The sequence below is a fragment of the Chryseobacterium sp. 2987 genome (assembly GCF_031456375.1).
In the GTDB taxonomy this organism is placed as follows: Bacteria; Bacteroidota; Bacteroidia; order Flavobacteriales; family Weeksellaceae; genus Chryseobacterium; species Chryseobacterium vaccae.
The window spans coordinates 431,623-457,946 of sequence record NZ_JAVDUN010000002.1 but is presented as its reverse complement, the minus strand read 5'-3'; the positions used below and the strand labels follow the sequence as shown (position 1 = coordinate 457,946).

The 26,324-nt window shown below is 37.6% G+C and carries 27 protein-coding genes; 22 read left to right on the top strand and 5 right to left on the bottom strand.

Features of this window, described 5'->3' with window-relative positions:
• Nucleotide 1 precedes the first annotated feature (1 nt).
• Entirely contained in the window at nt 2-643 is a 642-nt protein-coding gene (locus J2Y40_RS07075; RefSeq protein WP_309998039.1) for a uracil-DNA glycosylase, read from the top strand.
• Here J2Y40_RS07075 and J2Y40_RS07070 read toward each other — a convergent pair.
• The gene (locus J2Y40_RS07070; RefSeq protein ID WP_153399277.1) at nt 630-1,139 is read right to left on the bottom strand and encodes a hypothetical protein; all 510 of its coding nucleotides are present in this window, start codon (nt 1,137-1,139) and stop codon (nt 630-632) included. The two genes, J2Y40_RS07075 and J2Y40_RS07070, sit on opposite strands and share 14 nt — an antisense overlap.
• A gap of 16 nt (nt 1,140-1,155) precedes the next feature.
• Nucleotides 1,156-1,647 carry a DUF456 domain-containing protein gene (locus J2Y40_RS07065; RefSeq protein ID WP_153399279.1) on the bottom strand — a complete coding sequence of 164 codons (492 nt, stop codon included), beginning with the start codon at nt 1,645-1,647 and terminating at the stop codon, nt 1,156-1,158.
• Between the two features lie 122 nt (nt 1,648-1,769).
• Here J2Y40_RS07065 and J2Y40_RS07060 point away from each other — a divergent pair, with 122 nt between their 5' ends.
• The 11 genes from J2Y40_RS07060 (at nt 1,770) to J2Y40_RS07010 (ending at nt 12,027) form a co-directional block, all read left to right on the top strand.
• Nucleotides 1,770-3,038, top strand: a complete 1,269-nt coding sequence (locus tag J2Y40_RS07060; RefSeq protein WP_153399281.1) for a mechanosensitive ion channel family protein — start codon at nt 1,770-1,772, stop codon at nt 3,036-3,038.
• A gap of 118 nt (nt 3,039-3,156) precedes the next feature.
• Nucleotides 3,157-3,876: a pyridoxine 5'-phosphate synthase gene (locus J2Y40_RS07055; RefSeq protein WP_153399283.1), complete on the top strand. Its 720-nt coding sequence runs from the start codon at nt 3,157-3,159 to the stop codon at nt 3,874-3,876.
• Between the two features lie 77 nt (nt 3,877-3,953).
• Nucleotides 3,954-4,733 carry an alpha/beta fold hydrolase gene (locus tag J2Y40_RS07050; protein WP_153399285.1) on the top strand — a complete coding sequence of 260 codons (780 nt, stop codon included), beginning with the start codon at nt 3,954-3,956 and terminating at the stop codon, nt 4,731-4,733.
• A gap of 115 nt (nt 4,734-4,848) precedes the next feature.
• A complete protein-coding gene (locus tag J2Y40_RS07045; RefSeq protein WP_153399287.1) occupies nt 4,849-5,091 on the top strand; it encodes a microviridin/marinostatin family tricyclic proteinase inhibitor in 243 nt (80 codons plus the stop codon).
• A gap of 44 nt (nt 5,092-5,135) precedes the next feature.
• On the top strand, nt 5,136-5,366 hold the full coding sequence (locus tag J2Y40_RS07040) for a microviridin/marinostatin family tricyclic proteinase inhibitor (RefSeq protein WP_153399289.1): 231 nt from the start codon (nt 5,136-5,138) through the stop codon (nt 5,364-5,366).
• Nucleotides 5,367-5,384: 18 nt separating this feature from the next.
• Nucleotides 5,385-5,615 carry a microviridin/marinostatin family tricyclic proteinase inhibitor gene (locus tag J2Y40_RS07035; protein ID WP_153399291.1) on the top strand — a complete coding sequence of 77 codons (231 nt, stop codon included), beginning with the start codon at nt 5,385-5,387 and terminating at the stop codon, nt 5,613-5,615.
• 82 nt (nt 5,616-5,697) lie between these two features.
• Nucleotides 5,698-6,654 (top strand): MvdC/MvdD family ATP grasp protein, encoded by a 957-nt coding sequence (locus J2Y40_RS07030; RefSeq protein ID WP_309998033.1) that lies wholly within the window; start codon nt 5,698-5,700, stop codon nt 6,652-6,654.
• Nucleotides 6,647-7,651: an MvdD family ATP-grasp ribosomal peptide maturase gene (locus tag J2Y40_RS07025; protein ID WP_309998031.1), complete on the top strand. Its 1,005-nt coding sequence runs from the start codon at nt 6,647-6,649 to the stop codon at nt 7,649-7,651. Before J2Y40_RS07030 ends, J2Y40_RS07025 begins: the two co-directional genes overlap by 8 nt.
• 377 nt (nt 7,652-8,028) lie before the next feature.
• Entirely contained in the window at nt 8,029-9,042 is a 1,014-nt protein-coding gene (locus tag J2Y40_RS07020) for an NAD-dependent epimerase/dehydratase family protein (protein WP_309998029.1), read from the top strand.
• Entirely contained in the window at nt 9,039-10,808 is a 1,770-nt protein-coding gene (locus J2Y40_RS07015; protein WP_309998027.1) for a long-chain fatty acid--CoA ligase, read from the top strand. The genes J2Y40_RS07020 and J2Y40_RS07015 overlap by 4 nt, the downstream gene beginning before the upstream one ends.
• 160 nt (nt 10,809-10,968) lie before the next feature.
• Nucleotides 10,969-12,027, top strand: coding sequence for a diphosphomevalonate decarboxylase (locus tag J2Y40_RS07010; RefSeq protein WP_309998025.1), 1,059 nt, complete (start codon nt 10,969-10,971; stop codon nt 12,025-12,027).
• Between the two features lie 383 nt (nt 12,028-12,410).
• Here the strand turns inward: J2Y40_RS07010 and J2Y40_RS07005 are convergent, their stop codons facing one another.
• Nucleotides 12,411-13,076, bottom strand: coding sequence for a DUF2461 domain-containing protein (locus J2Y40_RS07005; protein ID WP_309998023.1), 666 nt, complete (start codon nt 13,074-13,076; stop codon nt 12,411-12,413).
• A gap of 502 nt (nt 13,077-13,578) precedes the next feature.
• Here J2Y40_RS07005 and J2Y40_RS07000 point away from each other — a divergent pair.
• From J2Y40_RS07000 to J2Y40_RS06965, 8 genes are all read left to right on the top strand, one after another.
• Nucleotides 13,579-15,276, top strand: coding sequence for a DEAD/DEAH box helicase (locus tag J2Y40_RS07000; RefSeq protein WP_153399304.1), 1,698 nt, complete (start codon nt 13,579-13,581; stop codon nt 15,274-15,276).
• A 151-nt stretch (nt 15,277-15,427) separates the two neighbouring features.
• Nucleotides 15,428-16,066 carry a DUF47 domain-containing protein gene (locus J2Y40_RS06995; RefSeq protein WP_153399306.1) on the top strand — a complete coding sequence of 213 codons (639 nt, stop codon included), beginning with the start codon at nt 15,428-15,430 and terminating at the stop codon, nt 16,064-16,066.
• Nucleotides 16,067-16,086: 20 nt separating this feature from the next.
• Nucleotides 16,087-17,229: an inorganic phosphate transporter gene (locus J2Y40_RS06990; RefSeq protein ID WP_153399308.1), complete on the top strand. Its 1,143-nt coding sequence runs from the start codon at nt 16,087-16,089 to the stop codon at nt 17,227-17,229.
• A 103-nt stretch (nt 17,230-17,332) separates the two neighbouring features.
• Entirely contained in the window at nt 17,333-18,304 is a 972-nt protein-coding gene (locus tag J2Y40_RS06985) for a polyprenyl synthetase family protein (RefSeq protein WP_153399310.1), read from the top strand.
• A 75-nt stretch (nt 18,305-18,379) separates the two neighbouring features.
• Nucleotides 18,380-19,330 (top strand): GSCFA domain-containing protein, encoded by a 951-nt coding sequence (locus J2Y40_RS06980; protein WP_153399311.1) that lies wholly within the window; start codon nt 18,380-18,382, stop codon nt 19,328-19,330.
• A 6-nt stretch (nt 19,331-19,336) separates the two neighbouring features.
• A complete protein-coding gene (locus tag J2Y40_RS06975) occupies nt 19,337-19,678 on the top strand; it encodes a hypothetical protein (RefSeq protein ID WP_153399313.1) in 342 nt (113 codons plus the stop codon).
• A gap of 34 nt (nt 19,679-19,712) precedes the next feature.
• The gene (locus tag J2Y40_RS06970) at nt 19,713-20,240 is read left to right on the top strand and encodes a DUF4269 domain-containing protein (RefSeq protein ID WP_153399315.1); all 528 of its coding nucleotides are present in this window, start codon (nt 19,713-19,715) and stop codon (nt 20,238-20,240) included.
• A 4-nt stretch (nt 20,241-20,244) separates the two neighbouring features.
• The gene (locus tag J2Y40_RS06965; protein WP_309998016.1) at nt 20,245-21,006 is read left to right on the top strand and encodes a TatD family hydrolase; all 762 of its coding nucleotides are present in this window, start codon (nt 20,245-20,247) and stop codon (nt 21,004-21,006) included.
• A gap of 158 nt (nt 21,007-21,164) precedes the next feature.
• Here J2Y40_RS06965 and J2Y40_RS06960 read toward each other — a convergent pair whose 3' ends face one another.
• Nucleotides 21,165-22,466 carry a DEAD/DEAH box helicase gene (locus J2Y40_RS06960; RefSeq protein ID WP_309998014.1) on the bottom strand — a complete coding sequence of 434 codons (1,302 nt, stop codon included), beginning with the start codon at nt 22,464-22,466 and terminating at the stop codon, nt 21,165-21,167.
• Between the two features lie 277 nt (nt 22,467-22,743).
• Here J2Y40_RS06960 and J2Y40_RS06955 point away from each other — a divergent pair, with 277 nt between their 5' ends.
• Both J2Y40_RS06955 and J2Y40_RS06950 read left to right on the top strand, forming a co-directional pair.
• The gene (locus J2Y40_RS06955) at nt 22,744-23,889 is read left to right on the top strand and encodes a hypothetical protein (protein ID WP_309998012.1); all 1,146 of its coding nucleotides are present in this window, start codon (nt 22,744-22,746) and stop codon (nt 23,887-23,889) included.
• A 12-nt stretch (nt 23,890-23,901) separates the two neighbouring features.
• Nucleotides 23,902-25,623, top strand: a complete 1,722-nt coding sequence (locus tag J2Y40_RS06950) for a T9SS type A sorting domain-containing protein (RefSeq protein ID WP_309998010.1) — start codon at nt 23,902-23,904, stop codon at nt 25,621-25,623.
• A gap of 86 nt (nt 25,624-25,709) precedes the next feature.
• Here the strand turns inward: J2Y40_RS06950 and J2Y40_RS06945 are convergent, their stop codons facing one another.
• Nucleotides 25,710-26,198, bottom strand: coding sequence for a DUF6438 domain-containing protein (locus J2Y40_RS06945; RefSeq protein ID WP_309998008.1), 489 nt, complete (start codon nt 26,196-26,198; stop codon nt 25,710-25,712).
• Between the last annotated feature and the right edge of the window lie 126 nt (nt 26,199-26,324).

The following is a 26,324-nucleotide window of genomic DNA, read 5'->3' as shown; positions in this document are numbered from 1 at the left end:
CATGACCTGGACAGAAGTTTTAGCCCCGATAAAAAATACAGAATATTTTAAAACCCTTTGGGAAAAAGTAAAACAGGAATATGCCGCCACAAAGGTATTTCCACCGAAAGATCAGATTTTCAGAGCACTGGAAATCACTCCTTTTGATGATGTTGAAGTGGTCATTATCGGGCAGGATCCTTATCATAATGATTATCAGGCCAATGGTCTGTGTTTTTCTGTTTCTGAACAGGTAACGGCACCGCCATCCCTTAAAAATATTTTCATCGAATTGAAAGATGACCTTGGAGTGGTGAGAACATCTAAAGAACTGGACGATTGGGGCAAACAGGGAGTTCTTCTTCTGAATGCCACTTTAACGGTTCGGGCCCATACTCCGAACTCTCATAAAGATCTGGGATGGGAAAAGTTCACCGATTTCGTGATCAAAGAGATCTCAGACAAAAAAGAAAATGTGGTCTTTGTACTCTGGGGTGCTTTTGCACAAAAAAAAGCCGAACTTATTGATCCGGCTAAGCATTTTATTTTAAAATCGGCGCATCCGTCACCGTTTTCTGTTCACAGAGGATTTTTTGGAAGCAAACCCTTTTCAAAAATCAACAAATATCTGATGTCAAAAGGAAAGAAGCCTATTTCTTGGTAGGCACTGAAGTTTCGTCTGCTTTTTTAATACTGATGCCGATTCTGTATTTTCCGGAAAGAGCCCTGGCTCCATCCTGAGATTTAGGATATGGCGTTACCTCTTCAAGCGTAATCACATATCCGTTGAATACTTCCGACTGATGATAATTTTTCCCCGGATGATTTAAAGTGGCCAGATTCAGAACCATAGGTCTGGAAGTAGTTAGCATTGCTTCCACCTGTGCTACGGCAGCTCCGGCCCAGATGCAGTTTACCCCTTCAGGACAGCGGCTGTCTTCAGAAATTCCTTTAAAAGTAACATTCATCTGGTATTCATCCAGAAATTTATTTTCCCCTTCATTCAGGTAAACAATCCCTTTCTGTTCTTTAGGCTGGGTTCCTGAAGGATCAGACATTTTTGTTTCTGTTGTTTTGGGTGGAATTTTGTCTTTCTTCTGGGCATTGCATCCGGCTAAGGCAAGCATTCCCAGGGTTAATATGATGGCTTTCTGGAACATAATCTCTTTTTTAATTTTAAATAATATCGAGCATATCTAACACTACTACCAAAAACATTGCCACACCTACTACGAAACTAAAACCGGTTCCGTAAATAAATCCTACAAAAGCTCCTTTGGTTGACTGTAAGGCCTTTTTCATATCTTTGCTGTCGTGAAGCAGTTCCCCGATAAAAACACCTGCAAACATTCCAATCAGGAAGCCTAAAGGGATAGGAATGAATAATCCAACAATGGTTCCAATGATAGAGCCAATACTTCCCCAGCGTGTACCTCCGTATTTTCTGTTGGTTCTGGCCGGAATCACATAGCTTAAAACTGCAGATGCTGCCGTAAGAATTCCGAATGCCCACACATAAATCATGGGAAGATCAGAGTCTGTTCCGAACTTATAAATCAGAAGCCCACAAATGCTCAGTAGAAGTCCGGGAAGGATCGGAAGAAAAGTTCCAAGTATCCCCAGAACCAATAAAATAAGGCATAGAAGGTTAATTAAGGTAGTATCCATTCTTTAAAAATATAAATGCAAGATAGGAAAAAAGAAGATTTACAGAAGTATTTTAAGAATTTGGGATGAAAATTGATTGGGAATTGTAACATGATCCTTCTTAATTTTATAAATTTGCTGTAATGAAAGACGAAATTCAGGATACCAAAAATTTTTTGCAGGAAATCAGCGACCAGCTTTACATCTATATCAGTCAGGTAACCCCTGCCGGTTTGGATTGGGTGATTCATATTATTGTGAAACTGGCATTGCTTTGCGCTGTTTTTTTAGTTGTGGATTTTATTTTTAAATTCACTATCAATTTTATTTTCAGGTTTTTCCGGAATGATGATAAATATCCGGTGATACGATCGATCTATCAGTCTAAAATTACAAATTCCGTAGCTCATTTTGCCGCTCTTCTTGTTGTGGGAGCTATACATCCTTCCATATTTCCGGCTACCGCACTGCCCAAGACAACCACATTTATCAACAGGTCTGTCAATTTAGGACTGGTGCTCATTCTTGCGGGAATGCTGTACCGTTCATTAACCGGTTTCAGAAACTACTTTACCATTAAGCAGGATTTCTACAAGATCATGGCGCTGAATGCAATTTCGGAAACTGTAAAGATTTTAGGAATTTTTGTCTTCTCCGTAGTTGGAATCTGTGTAATCTTCGGAATCAAAGGAACAACTATTGTAGGAAGTCTGGGGGCAATAACCGCTGTATTGGTATTGGTTTTCAGGGATACTATTTTAGGATTTGTAACCGGCATACACGTAGCGACATCTAAAAACCTGAAGGTAGGGGACTGGGTAAGCATTCCGAAATACAGCATCGAAGGAAATATTACGGAAATAAGTCTTCTGACCACAAAGATCACCAATTTTGATAAGACCGTTTCTACCATACCTACCTATGACCTGTTGACCACAGAGATCAAAAATTTGCAGATCATGTCTGAGTCAAATACCAGGAGAATCAAAAAATCGATTTACTTTAATATTAATTCCTTTAAATTTTTAACAGAGGAAGATATTGAGCGTCTGAAAGAAATCAACCTGATCTCGGATTATATTGACGAGAAAACCCAGGAGATTAAAAAAGAAAAAGAAAGTCTGAAGCACAGTGATAAAACGATCAACGGCAGGCAGCTTACCAATATCGGGGTTTTCAGATATTATGCCCAGAAATATATAGAAAACGACCCTGACATTGATAAAAACGGGGCTAAAATGGTCCGTCAGCTGGATATTACACCACAGGGGCTGCCTCTCGAAGTATACTGTTTTGCAAATGATTCGAAATGGGAACATTTTGAACAGATCCAGGCTGACATTTTCGACCATCTGCTGGTGGCCTCAAAAGAATTTGATCTGCAGGTGATGCAGGTGAGTGTAAAGGTGTAATAAAAACAGAGGGTTAATCCCTGCAACATAGATAATAAATAAGATAATAAATAAGAGAATAAATAGAGAATTGAGTAACTGCCCGGTTCTGAATTTAATCTCCAACTTCCAAAAAGATATGACAAAATTAAGCGTAAACATCAATAAAATCGCAACATTAAGAAATGCCAGAGGAGGCGATACGCCAAGTGTAACAGAGGCAGCGGTTAAAATCCAGGAATTCGGAGGGCAGGGGATTACCATCCATCCAAGACCTGACGAAAGACATATAACAAGAAAAGATGTCTACGATCTGAAACCTTTGGTAACTACAGAATTCAATATTGAAGGAAATCCGCACCGTCATTTTATTGATATGGTGCTTGATGTAAAGCCGGAACAGGTAACACTGGTTCCTGATGCTGATGATGCCATCACTTCCAATGCAGGATGGGATACTAAAAAACACTTAGATTTGCTTACGGAGATCATTGCTGAATTTAAAAATGCAGGAATCCGTACCTCAATTTTCCTTGATCCAATGCCGGAACTGGTAGAATACGCTGCGAAAACAGGTGCAGACAGAATTGAGCTGTACACGGAAGCCTACGCAAAAAATTACCTTTCCAATAAAGAGCAGGCTGTAAAACCTTATTATGATACTGCTGTTGTAGCAGCAGAACATGGATTAGGAATCAATGCCGGGCATGACCTTAGTCTTGAAAACTTAAAATATTTTGCAGACCATGTTCCCAATCTGCTCGAAGTATCAATCGGTCACGCCCTTATTTCGGAAGCTTTGTATATGGGACTTGAAAATACAGTCCAGGCTTATCTGAAGAGACTGGCCAAATGGTAAAAGACAAATCAGGCCGGATGAATATCTGGCCTTTTTCCTTTCTGATTATTAATCTTTAAAATTTTAATTCCTAAAAAATGGAAACCTTAAACTCAAAAATATTCGGTGAAAATTTAACAACAACACCTCTTCTTGTATTCCACGGATTGTTTGGAATGCTTGATAACTGGGGGACCTTCGGGAAAGACCTGGGAGAATACCTTCCGGTACACCTGATCGACCTTAGAAATCACGGCAGAAGTTTTCACTCAGACCAGATGTCCCATGATGATCTTGCGGATGACATTGCCCGCTATATGGATCATTACGGAATTCAGAAAGCCCATGTTTTAGGACATTCGTTAGGTGGGAAAGCAGTAATGCAGTTCGCTATAAAATATCCTGAAAGAGTAGAAAAGCTGATTGTCGTAGATATTTCCCCTAAAGCATACCCTCCACATCATCAGGGAATCATTAAGGCATTGGAAACCGTGGATTTTGATATCGTTGGATCAAGAGGTGATGTAGAAGCTGTTCTTACCCAATATATTCCTGAAAAATCAACAATTCAGTTCCTGGCGAAAAACCTGTATTGGGATGATAATAAAAAGCTGAACTGGAGATTCAATCTTAAAACACTTTCTGAAAAATATAACGAATTTGTTTCAAATGCTATAAAATTTGGTGTGTTTGAAGGTGATGCTTTATTTATTGCAGGAGAAAAATCAAACTATATCCTGCCACAGGATGAATACGGTATTAAACAGCAGTTTCCAAAAGCCAGGATTGTCACTGTAAAAAATGCAGGACATTGGGTTCAGGCTGAAAATCCTGTTGATTTTGCAATAGTTGTTAAGCAATTTTTAGGTTTGGATTAAATTGATTCTCTGTGTTTTATATTTTAGTTAAAATTTTCTTAAAATAAGATAATATTTCCCCAGGTAATGAAATTTTTGTATTTTAGTTTTAGAGAAAAACTAAAAATATTAACTTATGGAAAAGAAAAACTCAAAAAAACCGTTCTTTGCTTCGTTTTTAGAGAAACAAATTCAGGATCCGGAAAAAATTCAGGGAGGAGGATTATCAGATCCTTCATCGGATATTATTACTCTTCCGGCAAGAGATCAGGTTACATCAGTTACCCTTGACAGTGTTACCCTTCCCTATAAGGACAACATTGTTACGATGAAACATCCTTCCGACAGCGATGAAGCCGGAGAGCTGGATTATCTGTAACCACAAGGCCTAAGAATTTTATTAACCAACCAAACTAAAATACTATGAAAAAGAACAACTCTAAGAAACCGTTTTTTGCTTCATTTCTGGAAAAGCAGATTCATGATCCTGAAAAAATACAGGGAGGAGGAACAACTCCTGATACAGATGTGATCACTCACCCTGCTACAGACGGAAGTACGTCGCCTATTCTCGATAATATGACAACTCCAAAACAAGACTATATCGAGACCAAGAAGTATCCATCCGACAGCGATGAAGCTGGAAACTTTTAACCCCCAAATTCAATTATTATGAAAAACAAAAATTCAAAAAAGAAACCGTTTTTTGCATCCTTTCTTGAAAAGCAGGTTGCAGACCCTGAAACTGTAAAAGGTGGTGGAACAGGAATTATCACCATCCCTGAAAAAGATGGAATCACAAAGCCTTCATTAGATACCGCTACATCCCCGAAAGATGATATGGCTCACACGCTGAAGTATCCTTCAGACGGAGATGATGATTCACCTACAGTTCCGCTTTAATAATGACATGAAATACTAACGTTAATACAATCATATCAAAGGAAACTTACCACTAAGTTTCCTTTTTTAATAAAACCGGCAAATGATTCTCTGCATTACCCATTCACAGGATTTTTATAATATCGATATCTTTTCTGAATATCTTGCCTCTAAGAATATTCCTTATTTCAGACTGAATTCGGACAGGATGAACCACCTTCAGAAAATAAACGTCACTGAAGATTCATTTGAGCTGACTGATGAAAATGGAAATACCATTCATTCTAATGAAATAAAAGGAGTGTGGCACAGAAAAGGCTGGGGAATAAAGGCTCCTGAAGAACTGGATAAAGACTACGAGAAAATATTCCTTAAAGGGTATGAAAATATCCGCTATAACCTTATTACTGTGCTGGAAGATGTTCCATGGATTAACCCTTATGAAAATGAACGGAAAATCGACGGAAATAAAATGCTTCAGCTGAAACTTGCCGAAAAAAACGGCTTAACTATTCCTAAAACCATTTTTTCTAATGATGAAGAGAAAATACTTTCTTTTTTTCATACCTGTTGTGAAGGAAAAGCAGTAGCCAAGCTTCATAGCCTGACCTCAAAATCCATGAGCGGGGAAACTTTGATCTCAACCATGATCATTGATGAAACAACGCTGGATCATATTTCTGATATAGCTTACTGTCCCATGATCTTTCAGCCGTATATCGACAAAGAGTATGAGCTGCGTATCGTATATATCGCCGGTGATTTTTTTACCGGAAAGATCAATAACAGTGAACATGCCGATTGGAGAATTGCCCATGAAGGTCAGTTCTGGTCAGCTTATGACCTGCCGCAGCATATCAAAACAGGATTGGTTTCCATGATGGAAGAAATGGGGCTTTATATCGGAGCTATTGATATGATCAAAGGAAAAGACGGGGAATATTATTTCCTGGAAGTAAACCCTCAGGGAGAATGGGGAATGCTGCAAAAAGAGCTGGGTTTCCCCATAGCAGAAAGAATTGCCGACAACCTTATAAAAAGAATCTATACCCATGAATAAAATTTTAATCATTACCCATACCGCAGATAATTTCTCCATTGAAAAAGTAACAGAATACATAGAAAAGAACGGCTGTGAAGTCATCCGCTTTGATGTTGACCTTTATCCGCTTCAAAACAAACTCACAACTTCTTTTCAGGATGGTGAATGGGTAAGTATTCTTGAAACACCGGATGCTAAATACCGTCTGGACGATATTGCTGCTGTATGGTACAGAAGGGCATATAATATGGGCCACGGGCTTAGAGAAGAAATGGACCCTAAATTCTTTGGAGCAGCGATGGGAGAGATCCGCAACACGCTTTTCGGATTCCTGGAATCTATAGATACTTATGCTCTTGGAAAACCAAGTGTTTACAGGAGGTTAGACAGTAAAGAAGAACAGCTTAAAATTGCTGATAAAATAGGGCTTAAAATTCCTGAATCCTGCATCACAAACAATCCTGAAGAAGCCAAAAAATTCATCCTGAAACATCAGAATGTAGTTGCTAAAATGCAGACCGGTTTTGCTATTTATGAAGACGGAGTAGAATGTGTGGTGTTCACCAATGTAGTCAGCGAAGATAAACTTGATGAACTGGATTCACTTCTGTACTGCCCGATGCAGTTTCAAAAGAAAATTGAAAAGAAAAAAGAACTCCGTGTAACTGTTGTGGGCCGAGATGTATATACTTTTGAAATCGATTCCCAACAGTCTGAAGAAGCCAAAATAGACTGGCGAAAAGACGGGGTGAATCTCATCAAAAAATGGGAGAGAACAGAATTACCTGCTGATATTGAAGCGAAGATCCTGGAACTACTGGACGTTTATAACGTGGATTATGGCGCTATCGATATTATCGTTTCTCCGGAAGATGAATATTACTTTATTGAAATCAATGCTGCCGGTGAATTTTTCTGGCTGGATAATCTTACGGAAGGACATCTTATCTCAAAAAGTATCGCCGATGTCCTTTGCGATAAAGCTCCAAGAAGAAATAATATGGTCTTAGCTTAATGAAAAGCAGATTTTTGTTGGAAATATTACATCTACGGAGTAGGTGAAAAAATAGCGCCTTTGCGTAAACCTCAACAAAAAATATATAAATCAAAAAGATCCGCGTCATCTGCCCGATCTGCGAGCGTAAGAAATTCTCTTGCAGATTTGCAGATGTTTGCGTGATAAATTAAAACGTTATCGGTTTTCAAAAACTATGATGTTTGTAACTATATTTTCCATTCAGAATCCCAAATATTTTACAAATTAAGCAGAATTCTGCTTTAAAAATCGCAAATTTGCAGAAGCAATTTTTCAGAAATTTCTAATGATACAATGGAGAATTGCCAGAGAGAAAATATTGTCATATTTTAGTCAGCAATCAAGTAGAATAATTAATGGTTTTTGTAACGGGTGCAACCGGAATCCTGGGAAGGATCATCGTTTTAGAGCTTCTTAAAAAGGGAAGAAACGTACGAGCTTCCAAAAGACCGGGCAGCAATTTAAACGATGTAAGACATTCTTACAGTTTTTATACGGAAGATCCTGAAGGCTTTTTCAATAAGATTGAGTGGGTGGATGTAGATTTTGATGATCAGGATTCCCTGCAGGATGCATTGAAGGACATAGATGAGGTCTATCATTGTGCCGCAAAAGTAGGATTTGATCCGAAAGACGATAAAGAAATGTACCATACCAATGTAAAAGGTACAGAAAACCTGCTGTATGCGTGTGAGGGTTCGGAAGTCAGAAAATTCCTGCATGTGAGCACAATTGCTGTTTTAGATACATACAATGAAAAAGGAGAGCTGGATGAAAGTTCAGATTTCAATCCCAAAGAAGAGCATTCCGCTTATGGAATTTCCAAACATCTTGCTGAAATGGAAGTGTGGAGAGCATCCGCAGAAGGTTTGAATACCGTGATCGTAAATCCCGGAATGATCATAGGGAGCGGGAACTGGGGACAGAGCAGCGGGGATATTTTTCCTACTTTTGAAAAAAACAGCTTTACATTTTCCGGAGGAACCAGTTATGTGGATGTAAGAGATGCAGCTAAAATTTCTATAGAATTGATGGATAGAAATGTTTTCGGAGAGCGCTTTATCCTTATTTCTGACAATAAAAGATATGCTGATCTTGGAAAACAGATCAGATCAAAACTGGGACTCAAAGAAGCCAGAATTCTTACAAGATCCCAGCTGAATATCGGAAGGGCTGCCAATATTCTATTCGGATGGATTATTCCCAAACTGAGAATGATTACCAGATCAAACATAGAATCGATCTCATCCCTCAATACCATTTCCAATCAAAAAATTAAAGACAGGCTGGATTATCAGTTTATTTCTGTAGAAGAAAGTATTGATTTCCATCTTAAAAATTATATTAACGACAAAAAGCTGACTCAATGAATCTTGCAGAGGCAATTATCCTTAAAAATGTAGAAAAACATCCTGTAAAATCGGCAATCGGCTTTAAAAAGAAAGAAGAAAACTGGAAAGAGCTGAGCTGGAAAAAGTTCGGTGAAATCGTTTTTAAAACAGCTAATGCACTGAAAAATGCCGGGATTCAGGAGAATGACAGAGTGGCTATTTATTCAGACAACTCCTCTGAATGGATGATCTTTGATCTTGCTTCAATGGCGATTGGTGCTGTTACCGTTCCTGTTTATTCCACCAATAATGCCGAACAGGCAGAATATATCATCAACGATTCCGGAGCTAAAGCTGTTCTCACGGGAAATCAGGCTCAGTATGATGCGTGTCTGGAACTGCTTCAGAAAGAAAATAACAGCCTTGAAACTATTATTGTATCCAAAAAAGCGGTGTGGATCAAAAAAGAATTCAACAGTTTTTACCTTGAAGACTTTATTGCTAAAACCTCACCTAAACTGGAGATCTGCAAGAAGGAGTATGATGATACGGCTACGCTGATCTATACTTCGGGAACTACCGGAACGCCAAAAGGAGTTATGCTTACCCACGGAAATTTTATTAAAGCTTTTGATTCTCATTTTGAATTCTTTAAATTTAAAAACTTTGAGGAAGAGCTGTCTTTGGCATTTCTTCCGCTGAGCCACGTTTTTGAGAGAAGCTGGAGTTTACTTTGTCTGTATGGAGGGGCAAGAGTGTATTTTCTTGAAGACCCAAAGAATATAGCAAAAGCACTGGAAGAAGTAAAACCGACGATGATGTGTGCAGTGCCGCGGTTCTTCCAGAAAGTATATGCCGGGGTGCTGGAAAAGGCAGAAGAAGGCACTTCAATGAAAAAGAAAATTTTCGACTGGGCCCTGAAAACAGGATGGCAGACCGCTGAATTGAGAAGAAATGAAAAACCAATTCCTTTTGGATTAAAACTGAAAGAGTCAGTGGCTGATGCTTTGGTTTTCAGTAAAATCAAGGAGAAAATGGGTGGAAGACTTTGGTTTCTGCCATGCGGAGGAGCATCGCTTTCACCGGAAGTTACAAAATTCTTTGAATCAGTAGGTATTCACGTGACGGTAGGATACGGATTGACTGAAACCACAGCAACCCTGACGCTTTTCCCTTTAACCCATTTTGAACATGCCACCAGCGGAAAACCGCTTCCGGGAGTGGAGATCCGTATCGGAGAAAGTGATGAGATTCAGGCAAAAGGAAACGGGATCATGAAAGGCTATTACAATAAGCCGGAAGAAACACAGAAAGTATTTACAGAAGACGGATGGTTTAAAACCGGGGATGCCGGGAAATTTGATGAAAAAGGGAACCTGATCATTACAGACAGGATCAAAGACTTGATGAAAACATCAAACGGTAAATACATCGCTCCGCAGCAGATTGAAAACCTTCTGACGAACAATAATTTTATCCAGCAGATCATGCTGGTTGCAGAAGGAAGACAATTTGTTTCCGCCCTGATTGTTCCGAATTTTGAATTCCTTCAGGATTATATGAAGAAAAACAATATTCCGTTCAGCAGCTGGGAGGAAGCAGTGAAAAATGATAAAATCAACAGCCTTTATAAAGAAAAGCTTAAAGAATTGCAAAGTCATCTGGCGGATTTCGAAAAGGTGAAAAAATTTACTTTAATGCCGGCAGAATTTGACATCAATACCGGAGAAATTACTCCTACCCTGAAAGTCAAAAGAAATGTAGTGCTTAAAAAATACGCAGATATTATAGAAAAAATGTATTAATAATAAAACAGGCGGAGTCCTAAAGAGTAAATGTAAAAGCTAAAAATTTTAATTTTTATAACTTAAGTGACCTTAGATATACAGTTCGCTGGTAACTTAAAAAACTTAAGTGTTAAAAAAGCTTTTTAAGATAACAATGTTTTATCATTTAAATCAGATTATGACAACACAAGAATTTCTGGGAAAACAGGATTTTACCATACATACACAAACGGTTTCAGAGAGCTGCCCGTCCAATATTGCCCTGATCAAGTACTGGGGGAAATACGAGAATCAAATACCGGCTAATCCCAGTATCAGTTATACATTGAATCATTGTAAGACCAATACTTCAATGGAATTTCAGGCAGGTGAGCCTTTCTCTGTACAGACCTTTCTGGCGGGAAATGAAGAACTGAAATTTGCAGAAAAAATAGAAAAATATTTCAGGAATATTGAACAGTATCTTCCATGGATTCTGAAAGGAAAATACATCATCAGAACAGAAAATACATTTCCTCACAGTTCAGGAATTGCGAGTTCTGCTTCAGGATTCGGAGCGATTGCAAAATGTCTGATGAAGTTGGATGAAACTTTTTCCGGAGCATTTTCTGAAGAAGAATCTTTGAAAAAAGCTTCTTTTCTGGCTCGTTTAGGAAGTGGAAGTGCCTGCCGAAGCCTGTATAACGGACTTGTTGTATGGGGAACTTCTGATGAGGTAAACGGAAGCTCGGATCTGTTTGCTGTAAAATACCCGGATAGTGATATTCATGACACATTTAAAAACTTCAACGACTGGGTTCTGTTGATCCATGAAGGGCAGAAGAGTGTTTCTTCAACAGTAGGACATGGGCTGATGAAAAACAACCCTTACGCTGAAAGAAGATTTCAGGAAGCCAGAGAAAACTTTGTTCCCATGAAGGAAATCCTGAAAAGTGGAAACATGGAGCAGTTTATCAAATTGGTAGAACATGAAGCGCTTACCCTTCATGCGATGATGATGATGAGTGATCCTGCCTTTATCCTGATGAAAACCGGAACGCTTGAAGTCATCAATAAAATCTGGGATTTCAGAAGAGAAACCGGTCTGCATTTATTCTTTACACTGGATGCAGGAGCCAACGTACATCTATTATTCCCGAATGACGGCTCGGAAGAAAAGATCAAAATATTTATAGAAGAAGAACTGTTACAGCATACCCAAAAAAATGGAGTAGTGAAGGATATAATGAAGTTTTAACCGAAAAATCATAAACCCAATATTTAAAATCAGCAGAAAATCACTTTTCTGCTGATTTTTTTTGAATAAAATGTGCTTAAAAAGCATGTCTTTTTGATTAATATGTCGGGAGGAATTAAACTTTCTTAATATCTTTTGAAAAATGCAGCCACCAACCTATAAGGTTTTTATTACCATGTAAACAACTGTAAACCTGTTAAATGTTTTTTCTCGCAGATTTGGCAGATGACACAGATCTTTTTCTGGGAAATCCGTGTAATCTGTGGGAACCTTTTTTAGTAAGGGTGAGAATTATTTGCAGAAAATCTTGGATTTTGTTATGCCTTAAAAGTGTAATAACAGACCAAAACCCTTGCGTCTTGGTGTTTTCCAACCATTAATCCTTATAAAAAGGGTGCATTCAGAAAATCATTAAAAGGCTTCATTACTTTAAATATCTTTGCCAGGTTTTTTACAGCGCTTTTATTTAAAACATCTTCATCCTTCAGAGAATATACAACGATGAAATTTTTAAGCTTTAAATATTCCGCCATTGGATCTTCCTTTTCAAATCCCTGAGGAACCTTTTTCAGTTTATCATCCTGATCCAGTTCCGGGAAATGTTTTTTAAATTCTTTATTATGGAGGATCTTCAGGAAATCTTCGCCGTATAAAGAAATTTCTTTTCGTACCTCTTTAAGAACAGATGACTCAGGCATATAGATTCCTCCGGCTAGAAAGGATTTGCCGGGTTCAAGATGAAGATAATATCCTCCTTTCTGGCTCCCTTTTCCCATTCCTAACGAAGCCCCAAAATTAGTCTTATAAGGAGCTTTGTCTTTAGAAAAACGGGTGTCTCTGTAAATACGGAACAAGGATTTTTTAGCATCAATTTTACCAAGTTCTTCATCAAATCCGGACATTTCTTTGATCAGTTCATCAAGAAAATCAACAACATTTCCCTGGGATTCGGTATAAAGGTTTTTATTTTCATTAAACCATTCGCGGTTGTTATTTTTCGTTAATTTATTTAAAAAATCAAATGTTTGGGGAGAAATGCTGACTGACATATTTTTGGATTTAATTTATCGTTGTTTTACCCAAATTTACATAAAACTATTCATATCTCAATGCTTCAGGAAGATCGGGATTGGAAGCTTTTAATACAGAATAAAACAAAGAAAATACTTTGGCGACGGTACATCATCAGAAAAACAGTATGGAAATCTTTTTTCTTTACTTTCTGGTGTTAAAACAGACGCTGAGCTGCCGGATAAGAGGTTGTTTATGCAAATATTTCAAACGCCGGAAACAAGGGAATTGAAAAGAAAAATTTGCGTTTCATGGTCCTATTTTTGAAAATTCATAAATAATCCAGAAAAAATCAATCCAATTTAATAAAAAAAAATAATGTTTAACATGTTTTTAATTAAAGTCTTCTTTTTTTAGATTTAATTTTTTAAAAATTAAAAATATATTAAAAGATTCTGAATTTAAGTTTAGATATTTAAAACTTTATTCAAAAACAAATCAAATATTTATTGTATCTTTGCAAAAATTTTAAAATATTTAATGAATTTATTTACGGAGACCAATTTAAGTCCTGACATCCTTAAGGCAATTGGCGAACTGGGCTATGAGAGCCCGACAGAAATCCAAAAACAGACTATCCCTTTTATTCTTTCAGATATTCGCGATTTGATCGCACTTGCGCAGACAGGGACAGGCAAAACAGCAGCGTTTTCGCTTCCGATTTTGGATATGATTGACGATACGAGTCGCAAAATCCAATTATTGGTGCTTTGTCCGACACGGGAATTATGTCTTCAGATTTCTAAAGACATAAAAAATTACTCCAAGTACATGAAAGACATCAAAACCACAGCGGTTTACGGTGGAAGCAGTATTATGGATCAGATTCGTTCTTTAAAGGATAAACCACAGATTATTGTGGGAACTCCGGGAAGAGTAATCGACCTTATCAACAGAAAAGCACTTGATTTTTCTGCTATTCATTGGCTGGTTTTAGATGAAGCTGATGAAATGCTGTCAATGGGTTTCAAAGATGAGTTGGAAACAATTTTAAGTGAAACACCGGAAACTAAGCAGACTTTCTTATTCTCAGCTACGATGAATAAAGAAGTGGAGAGAATTTCTAAAAACTATCTTACTAATCCACACCGTATTTCTGTAGGTTCTATTAACGAGGTTAAAAAGAACATTAAGCATGAATATTATGTTGTAGGATACCGTCAGAAAAAAGAAGCTCTTAAGAGATTAATTGATGCCAACCCTAACCAGTATTCTATTCTTTTCTGCAGAACAAGAATGGAGACTCAGGAGGTTGCCGATTTCTTAATGCAGAACGGATATGCAGCAGATGCCCTTCACGGAGATCTTTCCCAGGCACAGAGAGATACAGTAATGAAGAAATTCAGACTGAAAAATATTGATATTCTTGTAGCGACAGACGTAGCAGCAAGAGGACTTGATGTAAACTCTTTAACACACGTTATCCATTATTCTTTACCAGATGATCCGGAAGTATTCGTTCACAGAAGCGGAAGAACCGGTAGAGCAGGGAAAGATGGGGTTTCTATGGCATTGATCAAGCCTGAAGAAAGCAGAAAACTGAAGCAAATTAAATCTGCAACGAAAATTGAAATCGTTGAGAAAACAATACCAACCGGTAATGATATCATCAAAGCTCAGGTAGGTGGTGTTTTTGAAAAGTTATTTACAGAACACGAAGAAGATATTTTCGAGTTTGATGACAGCTTAATTCCGGATCTGAGTGCATTCTCTAAAGAGGAATTAGTACACAAGTTATTACAGTTCCAGCTGAAAGATCTTGCTCTTTATTACAAAGATAAACATGACCTTGTTGAACAGAAACTGAGCAGCAGAGATGATGATTATTCAAGAAGAGACAGAGGACGCGATAGAGATCGTGACAGAGGAAGAGACCGTGACAGAGGAAGCAGAGATAGCAGAGACCGTGGCGGAAAACCTAGAAGAAAAGATGAAAACATGGTAAGATTCTTCTTCAACTTAGGGAAAAAAGATCACCTGAAAAAACTTGATGTATTAGATATCATCAATAAAGCTACCGCTGGAAAAAGCAAAAAAAGAGCTGAAATCGGTGACATTGAAATCCTGGAGAAATTCTCTTTCTTTGAAGTTGAAAAATCATTCAAAGACAATGTGATGAGCAATATTCCTTCAATGAAATTTAAAGGAAAAGAAATGAGAGCTGAAGTAGCAAACTAAAGCACTTTAAAATCATATAAAACCGGCCTTACAGCCGGTTTTTTTATTTGATAATCAGAGGTTAATCGAATGTTAACAAAACTTAATGTCATATTGTTTCAGGTACAATCCTTTTTTAAGAAATTTGCACACGAATTATAAATACTTAAAAATGGGAATTGGTAATATTTTCCACGCTTTTCAACCAAAAGATAAAATTTTCTTTGTACTTTTTGAAAAAGTAACTGAAAACCTAGTTGCAATGTCTGAAGACTTTAACAACGGTATCAAAGATTTCGATCTTAATGACGATACAATGTTGAAGAAAATGAGCGACTATGAACACAAAAATGATGAACTTACCCACGAGATCTTCGTTGAACTAGGAAAAAACTTCATTACACCGTTTGACCGTGAAGATATCCACACCCTGGCTACCGGTCTTGATGATATTGCCGATTATATCTACGCTTCCACCAAATACATTTTCTTATATAAATCTCCTGAGATGAAAGCGTATTCTGATTTCTCCCTGCTGATTCACAAAGCATGTCTTGAAATCCAGAACGCCATGAAGAACCTTAAAGGCTTCAAAAACATGGATCAGGTAAAAGAGGCTTGTATCAAAGTAAACTCTATCGAGAACATCGCAGACGACCTTCTTTCCAACTCAATGGTGGAGCTGTTCGAAACAAACGATGCAATCAACATTATCAAAGTTTCATCAGTACTTAATTATCTTGAGGTAGTAACTGACAAAGCGGAGGATGTTGCCAACACGATTGAGAACATCATGATTAAATACGCCTAAAAACAATATAACTGACAGAAATGGAATTTCCTATTTTACTTATAGTTATTATTGCTCTGGCGCTGATCTTTGACTACATCAACGGTTTTCACGATGCAGCCAACTCAATTGCAACTATAGTTTCTACAAAAGTTTTAACTCCATTCCAGGCGGTACTTTGGGCGGCGCTTTGGAACTTTGCAGCCTTCTTTATTGCTGCTTATATCATTGGAGAATTTAAAATTGGTAATACAATTGCCAAAACCGTCAACGAGAATTTTATCAATCTTGAAGTGATCTTTTCAGGTCTTGTGGCAGCTATTGCATGGAACCTGTTAACCTGGTGGTTCGGGATCCCTTCTTCATCGTCACATACTTTGATCGGTGGATTCCTGGGAGCAGCTCTGATGCATGCTTTCATGATGGATTACCACGATGTTGCCGCAGCACAGCCGGATCTTGGGTTATGGGGAACCATAAAAGAAGCTTTCAGCCAGGTAACTCATCAGAGTGTTGTGAAATTTGATAAAGTAATTCCTATCTTCCTGTTCATTTTCATGGCACCGATCATAGGGATGATTATCTCAATCATTATTACATTAATTATCGTTCACCTTTATAAAAGATCAAACCCGCACAAGGCAGACCAGTCTTTCAAAAGACTACAGCTGGCTTCTTCAGCACTGTTCAGTTTAGGGCACGGTCTGAATGATGCTCAGAAAGTAATGGGAATCATTGGAGCGGCATTGATTTTCTATCATGTTGAAATGCTTCACGATCCTGTATATCTTAACATACCTTCTGCAGGACGTTTCGATTATTTTGCAGAACATTACCTTTGGGTTCCTTTGGTTTCATTCCTTGCTATTGGTTTAGGTACCATGAGTGGAGGATGGAAGATCATCAAAACAATGGGAACCAAAATTACCAAAGTAACTTCACTGGAAGGGGTAAGTGCTGAAACTGCAGGAGCAATCACCTTATTCATTACAGACCACTTCGGTATTCCTGTGTCTACAACGCACACTATTACAGGTTCTATTATCGGGGTAGGGTTAACGAAGAGAATTTCTGCCGTAAGATGGGGAATCACCGTGAGCCTTCTTTGGGCTTGGGTACTTACAATCCCAATCTCTGCGATTGTTGCAGGAATAACCTATCTTTTGGTAACATTCTTGTCTTAAGATTAAAAATTAAATATCTATACAAAACTTTGTCCTTTTGGGCAAAGTTTTTTGTTTTATAAAGCCCCGAAAAATCGTATTTTTGTTCAAATTATAAGATTTTATGGAATTTTTAGACAGATACCAGCAGATCGTTGCTGATGCCATCAATAAGTATACTTTCAAAGACAAACCTGCGGAATTGTATGATCCTATGAATTATATCATTTCTCACGGTGGAAAGCGTCTTCGTCCTATTATGGTTCTGATGGCTTGCGACTTATTCGGTGGAGATCTCAAGCAGGCTGTAAAACCAGCACTGGCTATAGAATTTTTCCATAATTTCACCCTGATCCATGACGATATCATGGATGAGGCACCTTTAAGAAGGAACAAGCCTACGATTCATACTTTACACGGAATTAATGTAGGAATTCTTTCCGGAGACGGGCTGATGCTTAAAGCTTATAAATTCTTTGAAGATCTTGAACCTGAAATTTTCAAAGCCTGTATCCGGATTTTTACCCATACCGGACTTTTATTATGTGAAGGGCAGCAATATGATATCAATTTTGAAACTCAGGAAAATGTAACTTTTGATGACTATATCAGAATGATCACCTATAAAACCGGAGTTTTAAGTGCTTCTTCTTTTGAAATCGGAGCGTTGATTGCTAGAGCTAATTTTAAAGATGCCAAAGCGATTTTCAATTTCGGAAAACATATCGGTATCGCTTTCCAGATTATGGATGATTATCTTGATGTATTCGGAGATCAGGCTCAGTTTGGTAAGAAACATGCAGGAGATATTTACGAAAACAAGAAAACTGTTCTTTATCTTTTGGCAAGAGAACATGCTACAGAAGAAGAAAGAAAAGAACTGGACTATTGGTATGGCAAGAAAACCGATAATATAGACAAAGTATACGGAGTTGAAAAGATCTTCAGAAGAACTAAGGTAGATGAAAAAGCCCTTCGTCTGATTGAAAAGCACAACGAGATCGGCCAAAGCTATTTAGAGAAGATCAATATTCCTGAAGAAAAGAAAAAACCTTTCATAGAACTGGCCAATTACCTTTTAAGAAGAGAAAGCTAAAGAGAGGTAGTAGAGACAGCTTACGGGTAGCAGAGATTACCTGCAACCTATAGCCTGCAGCCTGAAATTTATACAATGAAATTCAGAACAGAAGTCAGCATCCCCGGATCAGAAAAAAAGATTGGAATTGAAGATAAGATATTTTCAATAGGGTCGTGTTTTGCCTCGGAAATGTCGGAATTGTTGCAGCAGGGACAACTTCAGACCCTTAATAATCCTTTTGGAACCATCTTCAATCCTTTTTCCATCTATAAGGAAGTGCGGGTGCTCCATGAATCTGCATTTTACGAGGAAGAAGACCTGATTACTTATAATGAGGAGTATATTTCGCTGGATCATCATACAAGTTTTGATACCCGGTATATTCATCAGACGCTGGAAAAAATCAACGGTGCTATTGAGACCGGAAATGCATTTCTTCAGGAAGCAGACTGGATTATTGTGACATACGGAACTTCATTTATTTATGAATTTATTCCTAAGAAGCAGTTAGTGGCCAACTGTCACAAGATTCCGCAGAAGTTTTTCGAAAAAAGACTGCTTTCTCATCAGGAACTCACCCATGCCATTTACAATACGATTTTAGATCTTAAAGATATCTGTAAAGAAGGAGTACAGATTCTGTTCAGTGTTTCGCCGGTGAGACATACCAAAGACGGTATGGTTGAAAACCAGTTAAGTAAATCCAAGCTGATTACGGCAATACATGAGTCTATTTCCATGTTTGAAGACTGCCATTATCTGCCGGTGTATGAAATTTTAATGGATGACCTCAGGGATTACCGTTTTTATAAAGAAGACATGATTCATCCGAGCTCCCAGGCGGTTAACTATATTTTTGAAAAATTTGGTGATTCTTATTTCTCTGAAGAAACCAGGGATTTTATCAAAGAAAACTTTAAGATCATGAAAGCTTTGGAGCATAAAACCACCGATACGAAAGATCCGAAGTTTATTGAGTTCAGGGAAAAATTGGATCAGAGAATTAATAACCAGAGAAATAAAGTTAAACATAACATATTTTAAAAAACTATGGCCGCTATTAAAAATATGGAGGGCTTAACCCATGAACAGATTAATCATGAGCTGCAGAGAGGGGCCAGGTTTGTCCATTTTCAGTATACCATTTCTATTATTATCATGACTTTTAAAAGAGGGAGTGATATTTATTTTATTAAAAGTGATGATGTTTCTGTGAAATACAGCTGGAAATATTCTTTACTGACATTTGTTTTTGGATGGTGGGGATTCCCTTTCGGACCTATTTACAGTATCTCTTCATTGTATAGCAATTTTAAGGGAGGAAAAGACATTACCCAGGAAGTTCTGAATCATTTTAGTACAGCACAAACTGTAAAGGAAGTTGTAATTTAGACGTTCACAACTGAAAAGATTAAAAAATAGTAAGATGATTGATTTCACCGGCATTGAATATCTGAAAGATGGGAATGAAAGACAGCAAAGAGCCTATGAAGTTCTTACAAAATATCAGGTTTTTCCCAAGCTGAAACCCTATTCTCCGGTGTTGGCGGGAACCGTTCCGATCGGGATTGATATTGAAAGTAGTGATCTTGATATTATCTGTGAAGTGGATCTCCGGTTTGAGGAAGATTTTCTGGATGATATCATGTTCAGTCGGTTAATTCCCCCAGATGCTGAAGTAAAGGTTGAAAACATCTTGATTAACGGAGAAAAAAGCATCGTTCTGAACTTTATGCTGGAAGAGTTTCCTATTGAAATTTTCGGTCAGAATAAACCGTCTCTGGCACAGAATGCTTACCGTCACATGATGGCTGAATACAGAATATTAAGAGATAAAGGAGAAGAATTTAAACAAAAAATAATAGAACTTAAGAAACAGGGAATCAAAACAGAGCCCGCATTCGGAATGCTGCTGGGTTTGGAAAATCCCTATAAAGATCTGTTGAAATTTTAAAATAATGATTGATACACATACTCATTTATATGCAGAAGAATTTGATGAAGACAGAAAAGAAACCATTCAGAGGGCTTTGGACAAAGGAATTACAAAGTTTTATCTTCCTGCCATCGATTCTGAATCCCATGAAAAAATGCTCCGGCTGGAAGCAGAATATCCCGGGCAGATTATTTCCATGATGGGGCTTCATCCATGCTATGTAAAGCCTGAATACTGGGAAAAAGAACTTGAAATTGTTAGAAATTATCTGGATCAAAGACATTTTCCGGCGATCGGAGAAATAGGAATTGATCTTTACTGGGATAAAGCAACATTGGATATTCAGATAAAAGCCTTTGAGCAGCAAATTGACTGGGCTATAGAAATGGATCTTCCGATCGTCATTCACACCAGAGAAAGCTTTGATGAAACATTTGAAGTTCTGGAAAGAAAAAAGCACCCGAAACTTCGTGGAATTTTTCACTGTTTTTCAGGAAACCTCGAGCAGGCAAAACACGCCATTGATCTTAATTTTATACTGGGAATCGGTGGAGTAGTGACCTTCAAAAATGGAAAGATCGATCAGTTTTTAAATGAAATTCCTTTAGAGAAAATTGTTCTGGAAACAGACTCTCCTTATCTGGCTCCGGTTCCGCACAGAGGAAAGAGAAATGAGAGCTCTTATCTGGATCTGGTAGCAGGAAAGCTGGTAGATATCTATGGAGTTGACTTTTCAGAAATAGACAGAATAACGACAGAAAATGCGTTGAAAATTTTTCAATAATACATCTGGATATAAAATAAAAAATCTTCTCAGGATATGAGAAGATTTTTTTGTTATTTAAATGAATTCCGGAAGATTCTGAAGTTTAAAATGGCCAGTCAGTAATTATATGACTAATAGTAACTTCCATCCTCATTCTTCCGGCTTCCATCCCTGAATTATTTCTTTCTGGTAAAATTCTTATTCTTAGGCTTTTTAAAACCAACTGAAGGAGTACTTCCCGTAGTAGGTTTCTTTTTAGCCTGTGGTCTTCCTGATCTTTGATTCGGAGCTTTTTCAGCACCCGCAGAGACAGGCTTATTATTGGAGTCTCTCTTCTGAATCACTAAGTCATCCGTATGGAAAGGGTGGTCTTTCACAATCGGAATTTTCTTGCCAATCAGTTTTTCAGTATTTCTCAGATTAAGAAGGTCAAGGCCGTCTACAAAAGAGATAGAACTCCCTTCTGCGCCAGCTCTACCGGTCCTTCCGATTCGGTGTACATAGGTTTCGGAAACATCTGAAAGCTCAAAGTTGATGACGAACTTTAATTCGTCAATATCAATCCCTCTTGCCGCGATGTCTGTGGCTACCAGAACCCTTGTTTTTCCGGACTTAAAGTTGGTTAAGGCATTTTGTCTTGCATTTTGGGATTTATTCCCGTGAATGGCCTCTGCCGAGATCTTGTCTTTCTGTAACTTTCTTGCAATCTTATCAGCCCCATGTTTCGTTCTTGAAAAAACCAATACAGAGTCTGAAATATCATTTTCTAAAATGTGAGTAAGAAGATTCAGTTTATCTTCTTTTTCTACAAAATAAACAGACTGTTTGATGGTTTCTGCAGTAGAAGAAACCGGAGTTACTTCTACTTTTACAGGATTGTTCAGGATAGAATCTGCCAGCTTTTGTATTTCAGAAGGCATGGTTGCAGAGAAAAATAAAGTCTGTCTTTTCTGTGGAAGAAGTTTGATGATTCTTTTTACATCATGTACAAAACCCATGTCCAGCATTCTGTCAGCTTCGTCTAAAACAAAGATTTCAAGATTTTTTAAGCTGATAATTCCCTGAGCAATAAAGTCAAGAAGTCTTCCTGGTGTAGCAACCAGAATATCAACTCCTTTTTTCAGAGCAGCTTCCTGATTCCCCTGTTTTACTCCTCCGAAAATAACAAGCTCCTTCAAAGGAAGGTATTTCCCGTAAGCATGGATATTTTCTTCGATTTGTATTGCCAATTCTCTTGTAGGCGTTAAAATCAGGGCTTTTATATGGTGGGTTGAAGTTTTGTTTTTGGATAAATTCTGCAGGATAGGAATGGCAAAAGCAGCCGTTTTTCCAGTTCCTGTCTGGGCACATCCTAAAAAGTCTCTGCCTTTTAAAATTTCAGGAATAGACTTTTCCTGAATGGGAGTGGGATTGGTATATCCCTGTTCCTGAATTGCTTTTGCAATAGGTTCTATTAAATTAAGGTCTGTAAAATTCAAATGAATTATTTTAAAATTTAAATAAAAATTCCTTCAGTCTGAAAGAATTACATCCTGCAAAGGTAGTCTAAAAAAAATTAAGAATCTGATCTTACTGCCTATGATGTTGCAGGAGCATATACAAAAAACAAGACCAGCTTTAAAAGTATTTGTTTTTTTGATAAAATGAGTGGGAATACTGTTGTATAGTAAATCTGTAACTATTAATGGGAATTACGTAATATTTTATACTAGTAAAGAGATTATTTTTGAGAAAACTTTTAATACAAAAATAACCATGAAAAAAACAATCATTGTGCTTGCAGCTATTGCAGGTATCCAAACTAGTGCACAAGCCTGGAATCTTACAGGAAACGCAGGAACTACTCCCAACAATAATTTTATCGGAACAACGGATAACCAGTCGTTGGTTTTTACGACCAATAATGCCGAAAAAATGAGAATCACTCCGGAAGGAAGATTTATTTTTTACAATATAGGAACTCCGGGGATGGTATGGGATAAAAACTTATTCTTTGGAGGGGGAACAGATAATACCACCACTACTAATAACGTAGCTTTCGGAATGGGAACTCTTACCCAGGTTACAGGTGGAGGAGGAAATACCGCTTTTGGAAATAATGCCCTGTCATCTTTCAGCAATGGGTTGTGCAATGTAGCCGTAGGATTTAACTCTATGAGACACACAGATTCCGGAAATTATAATACCGCTTTGGGAATGAATGCATTGGAGTACTTTAAACAAGGATTAGGGAATATTGGAGTAGGAAACAGCGCAATAGGATCAGGAAGCCTTATAGGAGATTTCAACGTAGCTGTAGGAACAAGCGCATTAAGGTATATCAACAGCGGAAATTATAATACAATCATTGGAGGAGAATCCTTCAGAAGTCTCGCAAAAGGATCATATAACATCAATATAGGCCATGCTAATGCACGATTGATTACTTCAGGAAGCAATAATATTATTATAGGGAATTTTATTACGACATACAATGCAACCTCTCCTGAAAACGAATTAAATATCGGAAACTGGATTGTAGGAAATAATGGAACGATCGGTATCGGGCAGTTTAGTACTCAATTACCAGCAGATGGTATTTCAACAGACGGGGCAAAGTATAAACTTTTTGTAAAAGACGGGATTAGAACAGAAAGGGTAAAAGTAGATATTTCAGCCAGTAACGGCTGGGCAGATTATGTTTTCGCCAAAGATTACAAACTAATGCCACTGAAAGAGCTGGATCATTTTATCAGCATAAATGGGCATCTTCCGGAAGTTCCTACTACTGAAGAAGCTATTAAAAACGGAATTGAACTGAAAGAGATGAACATCCTGCTTCTTAAGAAAGTAGAAGAGCTTACCCTTTACACTCTGGAACAGGAAAAGCGTATTCAGGCTCTGGAAAAGAAAATTAAATAAAGGTTATATAGTATGAAAAAGATTTATATAACATTATTAATGACCATTCCTCTGATGCTTTTTTCACAAGGGGAAAATGACAACTGGTATTTCGGAGGGTTTGCAGGAATTAATTTCTCTGGAACTACTCCCATAGCTCTTCATGACAGCCAGATGTTTGTAGCCGGGGCAGCCACAGCTTCTGTAAGTGACAGCAGCGGAAAACTGCTTTTTTATACGGATGGAGACAACGTCTGGAACCGTGAGCATCAGCTGATGGACAATGGAGATAATCTGAATCAATACTCTTCATGGCAGATTTGTATTGTAAAGCATCCTGCTAATCCTAATCTGTATTATATTTTTGGAAGCGGAACACCAGTTTCCGGAATAGGAAATGTAATCCGTTATTCTGTAGTTGATATTTCCCAGGGAAGTATTGGGCAAAATGGTTTGCCTTTGGGAAGTGTTTTACCTAATTTTAAAACAGTCCCGATTCTAAATGATTCCGGAGAGTTTACATCTTCTAAAGGTGCCACCATTGTACCTCATGCCAATGGAAATGCCTTCTGGGTGTTATTTACAGAAGACAGAACCCTGTACAGCTATCTTCTGGATAGTACAGGACTCGTTAATAACAGTCCGGTTATAAGCAATCTGAATATCGGAAATATTAACCCGTCTTTCTTTACCCATCATTCCTACCTTAAAGCATCACCCAGATTAAGTAACTGCAGCGCGTTTTCAAATTATCTGAGCTTTACATCCGTAGGTAACAATTCTTATAATGAAAGCAGGGTATATTCCTTTGATGACAGTACAGGAAAGATTACCAACGATTATGAGCTTGTAATAGCCACCTTAAACCCTTTTTTAACAGAGTTTAATAGTACCTCATCTATTTTATATATGGGCGGATATGAACCTGGAGTCGGGGCGCTTTATGCCATCAATCTGGAGGCTTCTACAAATAATAATATCGTATATAGCAGTGTATATCCCATTAATCATACTTCTATTCCTTACACGGCGGTAGAGGGAATGCAGAGAAATAAAGACGGAGATATCTACATTCAGTACGGGTATAACTATTCAGCATCAAAAATACTTAATCCGGATGTATATGGCGGAGCAACGCTGGATTTATACAACATTTATCTGCATCCCGGCGTTGGAAGATCATTTCCCCAACTTGTTCCCTCATTGTCTGCGAGTACCGGAGCCCATTGTATTCCGGATAAAATTCTGCAGAATCCTGAACAGAATATGAATCACACGTATCAGGTGGCCAATACCATTACGGCAAAAGATAATTATAAAATTGATGCCGGAAATAACATCACGATGAAGGCGGGGAATAATATAACCCTTCTTCCCGGAGTTGATATTCAGTCAGGAGCCCGTTATCTGGGAACGATTGAAGGATGTGAAACTCCGTGTGGAGCAGCTGAAAGGAAAAATAAGTCCGAAAAGAAAAGCATGTTTCTGGATTTAAGGAAAAAGAACGCTTCAAAAACAGGAATAGAGGTGAAAGATACTTCAGTTACTATTTACCCTAACCCTGCATCCGATATTTTAAATATTAAGACCCAGGCTAAAATTAATGAAGTTGAGGTTTATGATAAATCCGGGAAAAAGATCAATGTCCCTGTAAATAACGATAAGGTTAATGTGAAAAACCTTCCTGCAGGTTCCTATCTTATCAGAATTATAACTGAAAAGGACACCGTTTCCAAACAGTTTATTAAAAAATAATACCTGAAGTAAATAAATGAATAATGGCTGTCCATTTCCGGGCAGCCATTGATATATAATTACTATTAAAATATTTTTAAACGAAGCTATTCTATCTTAGTCCATTGTTGATTCTTTCTAAGATCCTCAAAAAAACGGTAAACTTCCGAAAGCTTTTCACTCCCTCGTTTTCCGTAATCTTCAACATTTTTTGATGTTCCGTCTGTAAAATTTATCCTTAGATAAGACGTCGGGAGATCAGTAATATTTCTTTCCCCGTATTTGTCATTTAAATTTTTTACATTCAGATCATTCAGTAGACCGACTAATTTATTATAATCCTCTTGTCTGATGGTTCCCTTAAAAGTTCCTTCTCTGGGTTTTGAGAATTCATCCTTTGAAGGTTTATTACTGAAATTAAAATGTTCTGCTTCAAAAATTGCTGTCCTGTCCGAATTGACCGTTATTTTGAAAACAGGGCAGAATCCGAAACAGGGAGTTGCTTCATATTCAATTTTGGAATACTGAGGGTTGCTTTTTTGAGTGTTGCATGAAAACAGGAATATAAATGCACATAATGCCAGTATGTATCTCATCGTTTTATTTTATGAAACTTACTCAATAACTGTTCCAAAAAAATGGCATTTGTCTTTCATATAAAATAAAAATAACCCCGGAATGGTTTCCGGGGTTGTTATTTTATGCAGCTTCAGCCAAAGCTG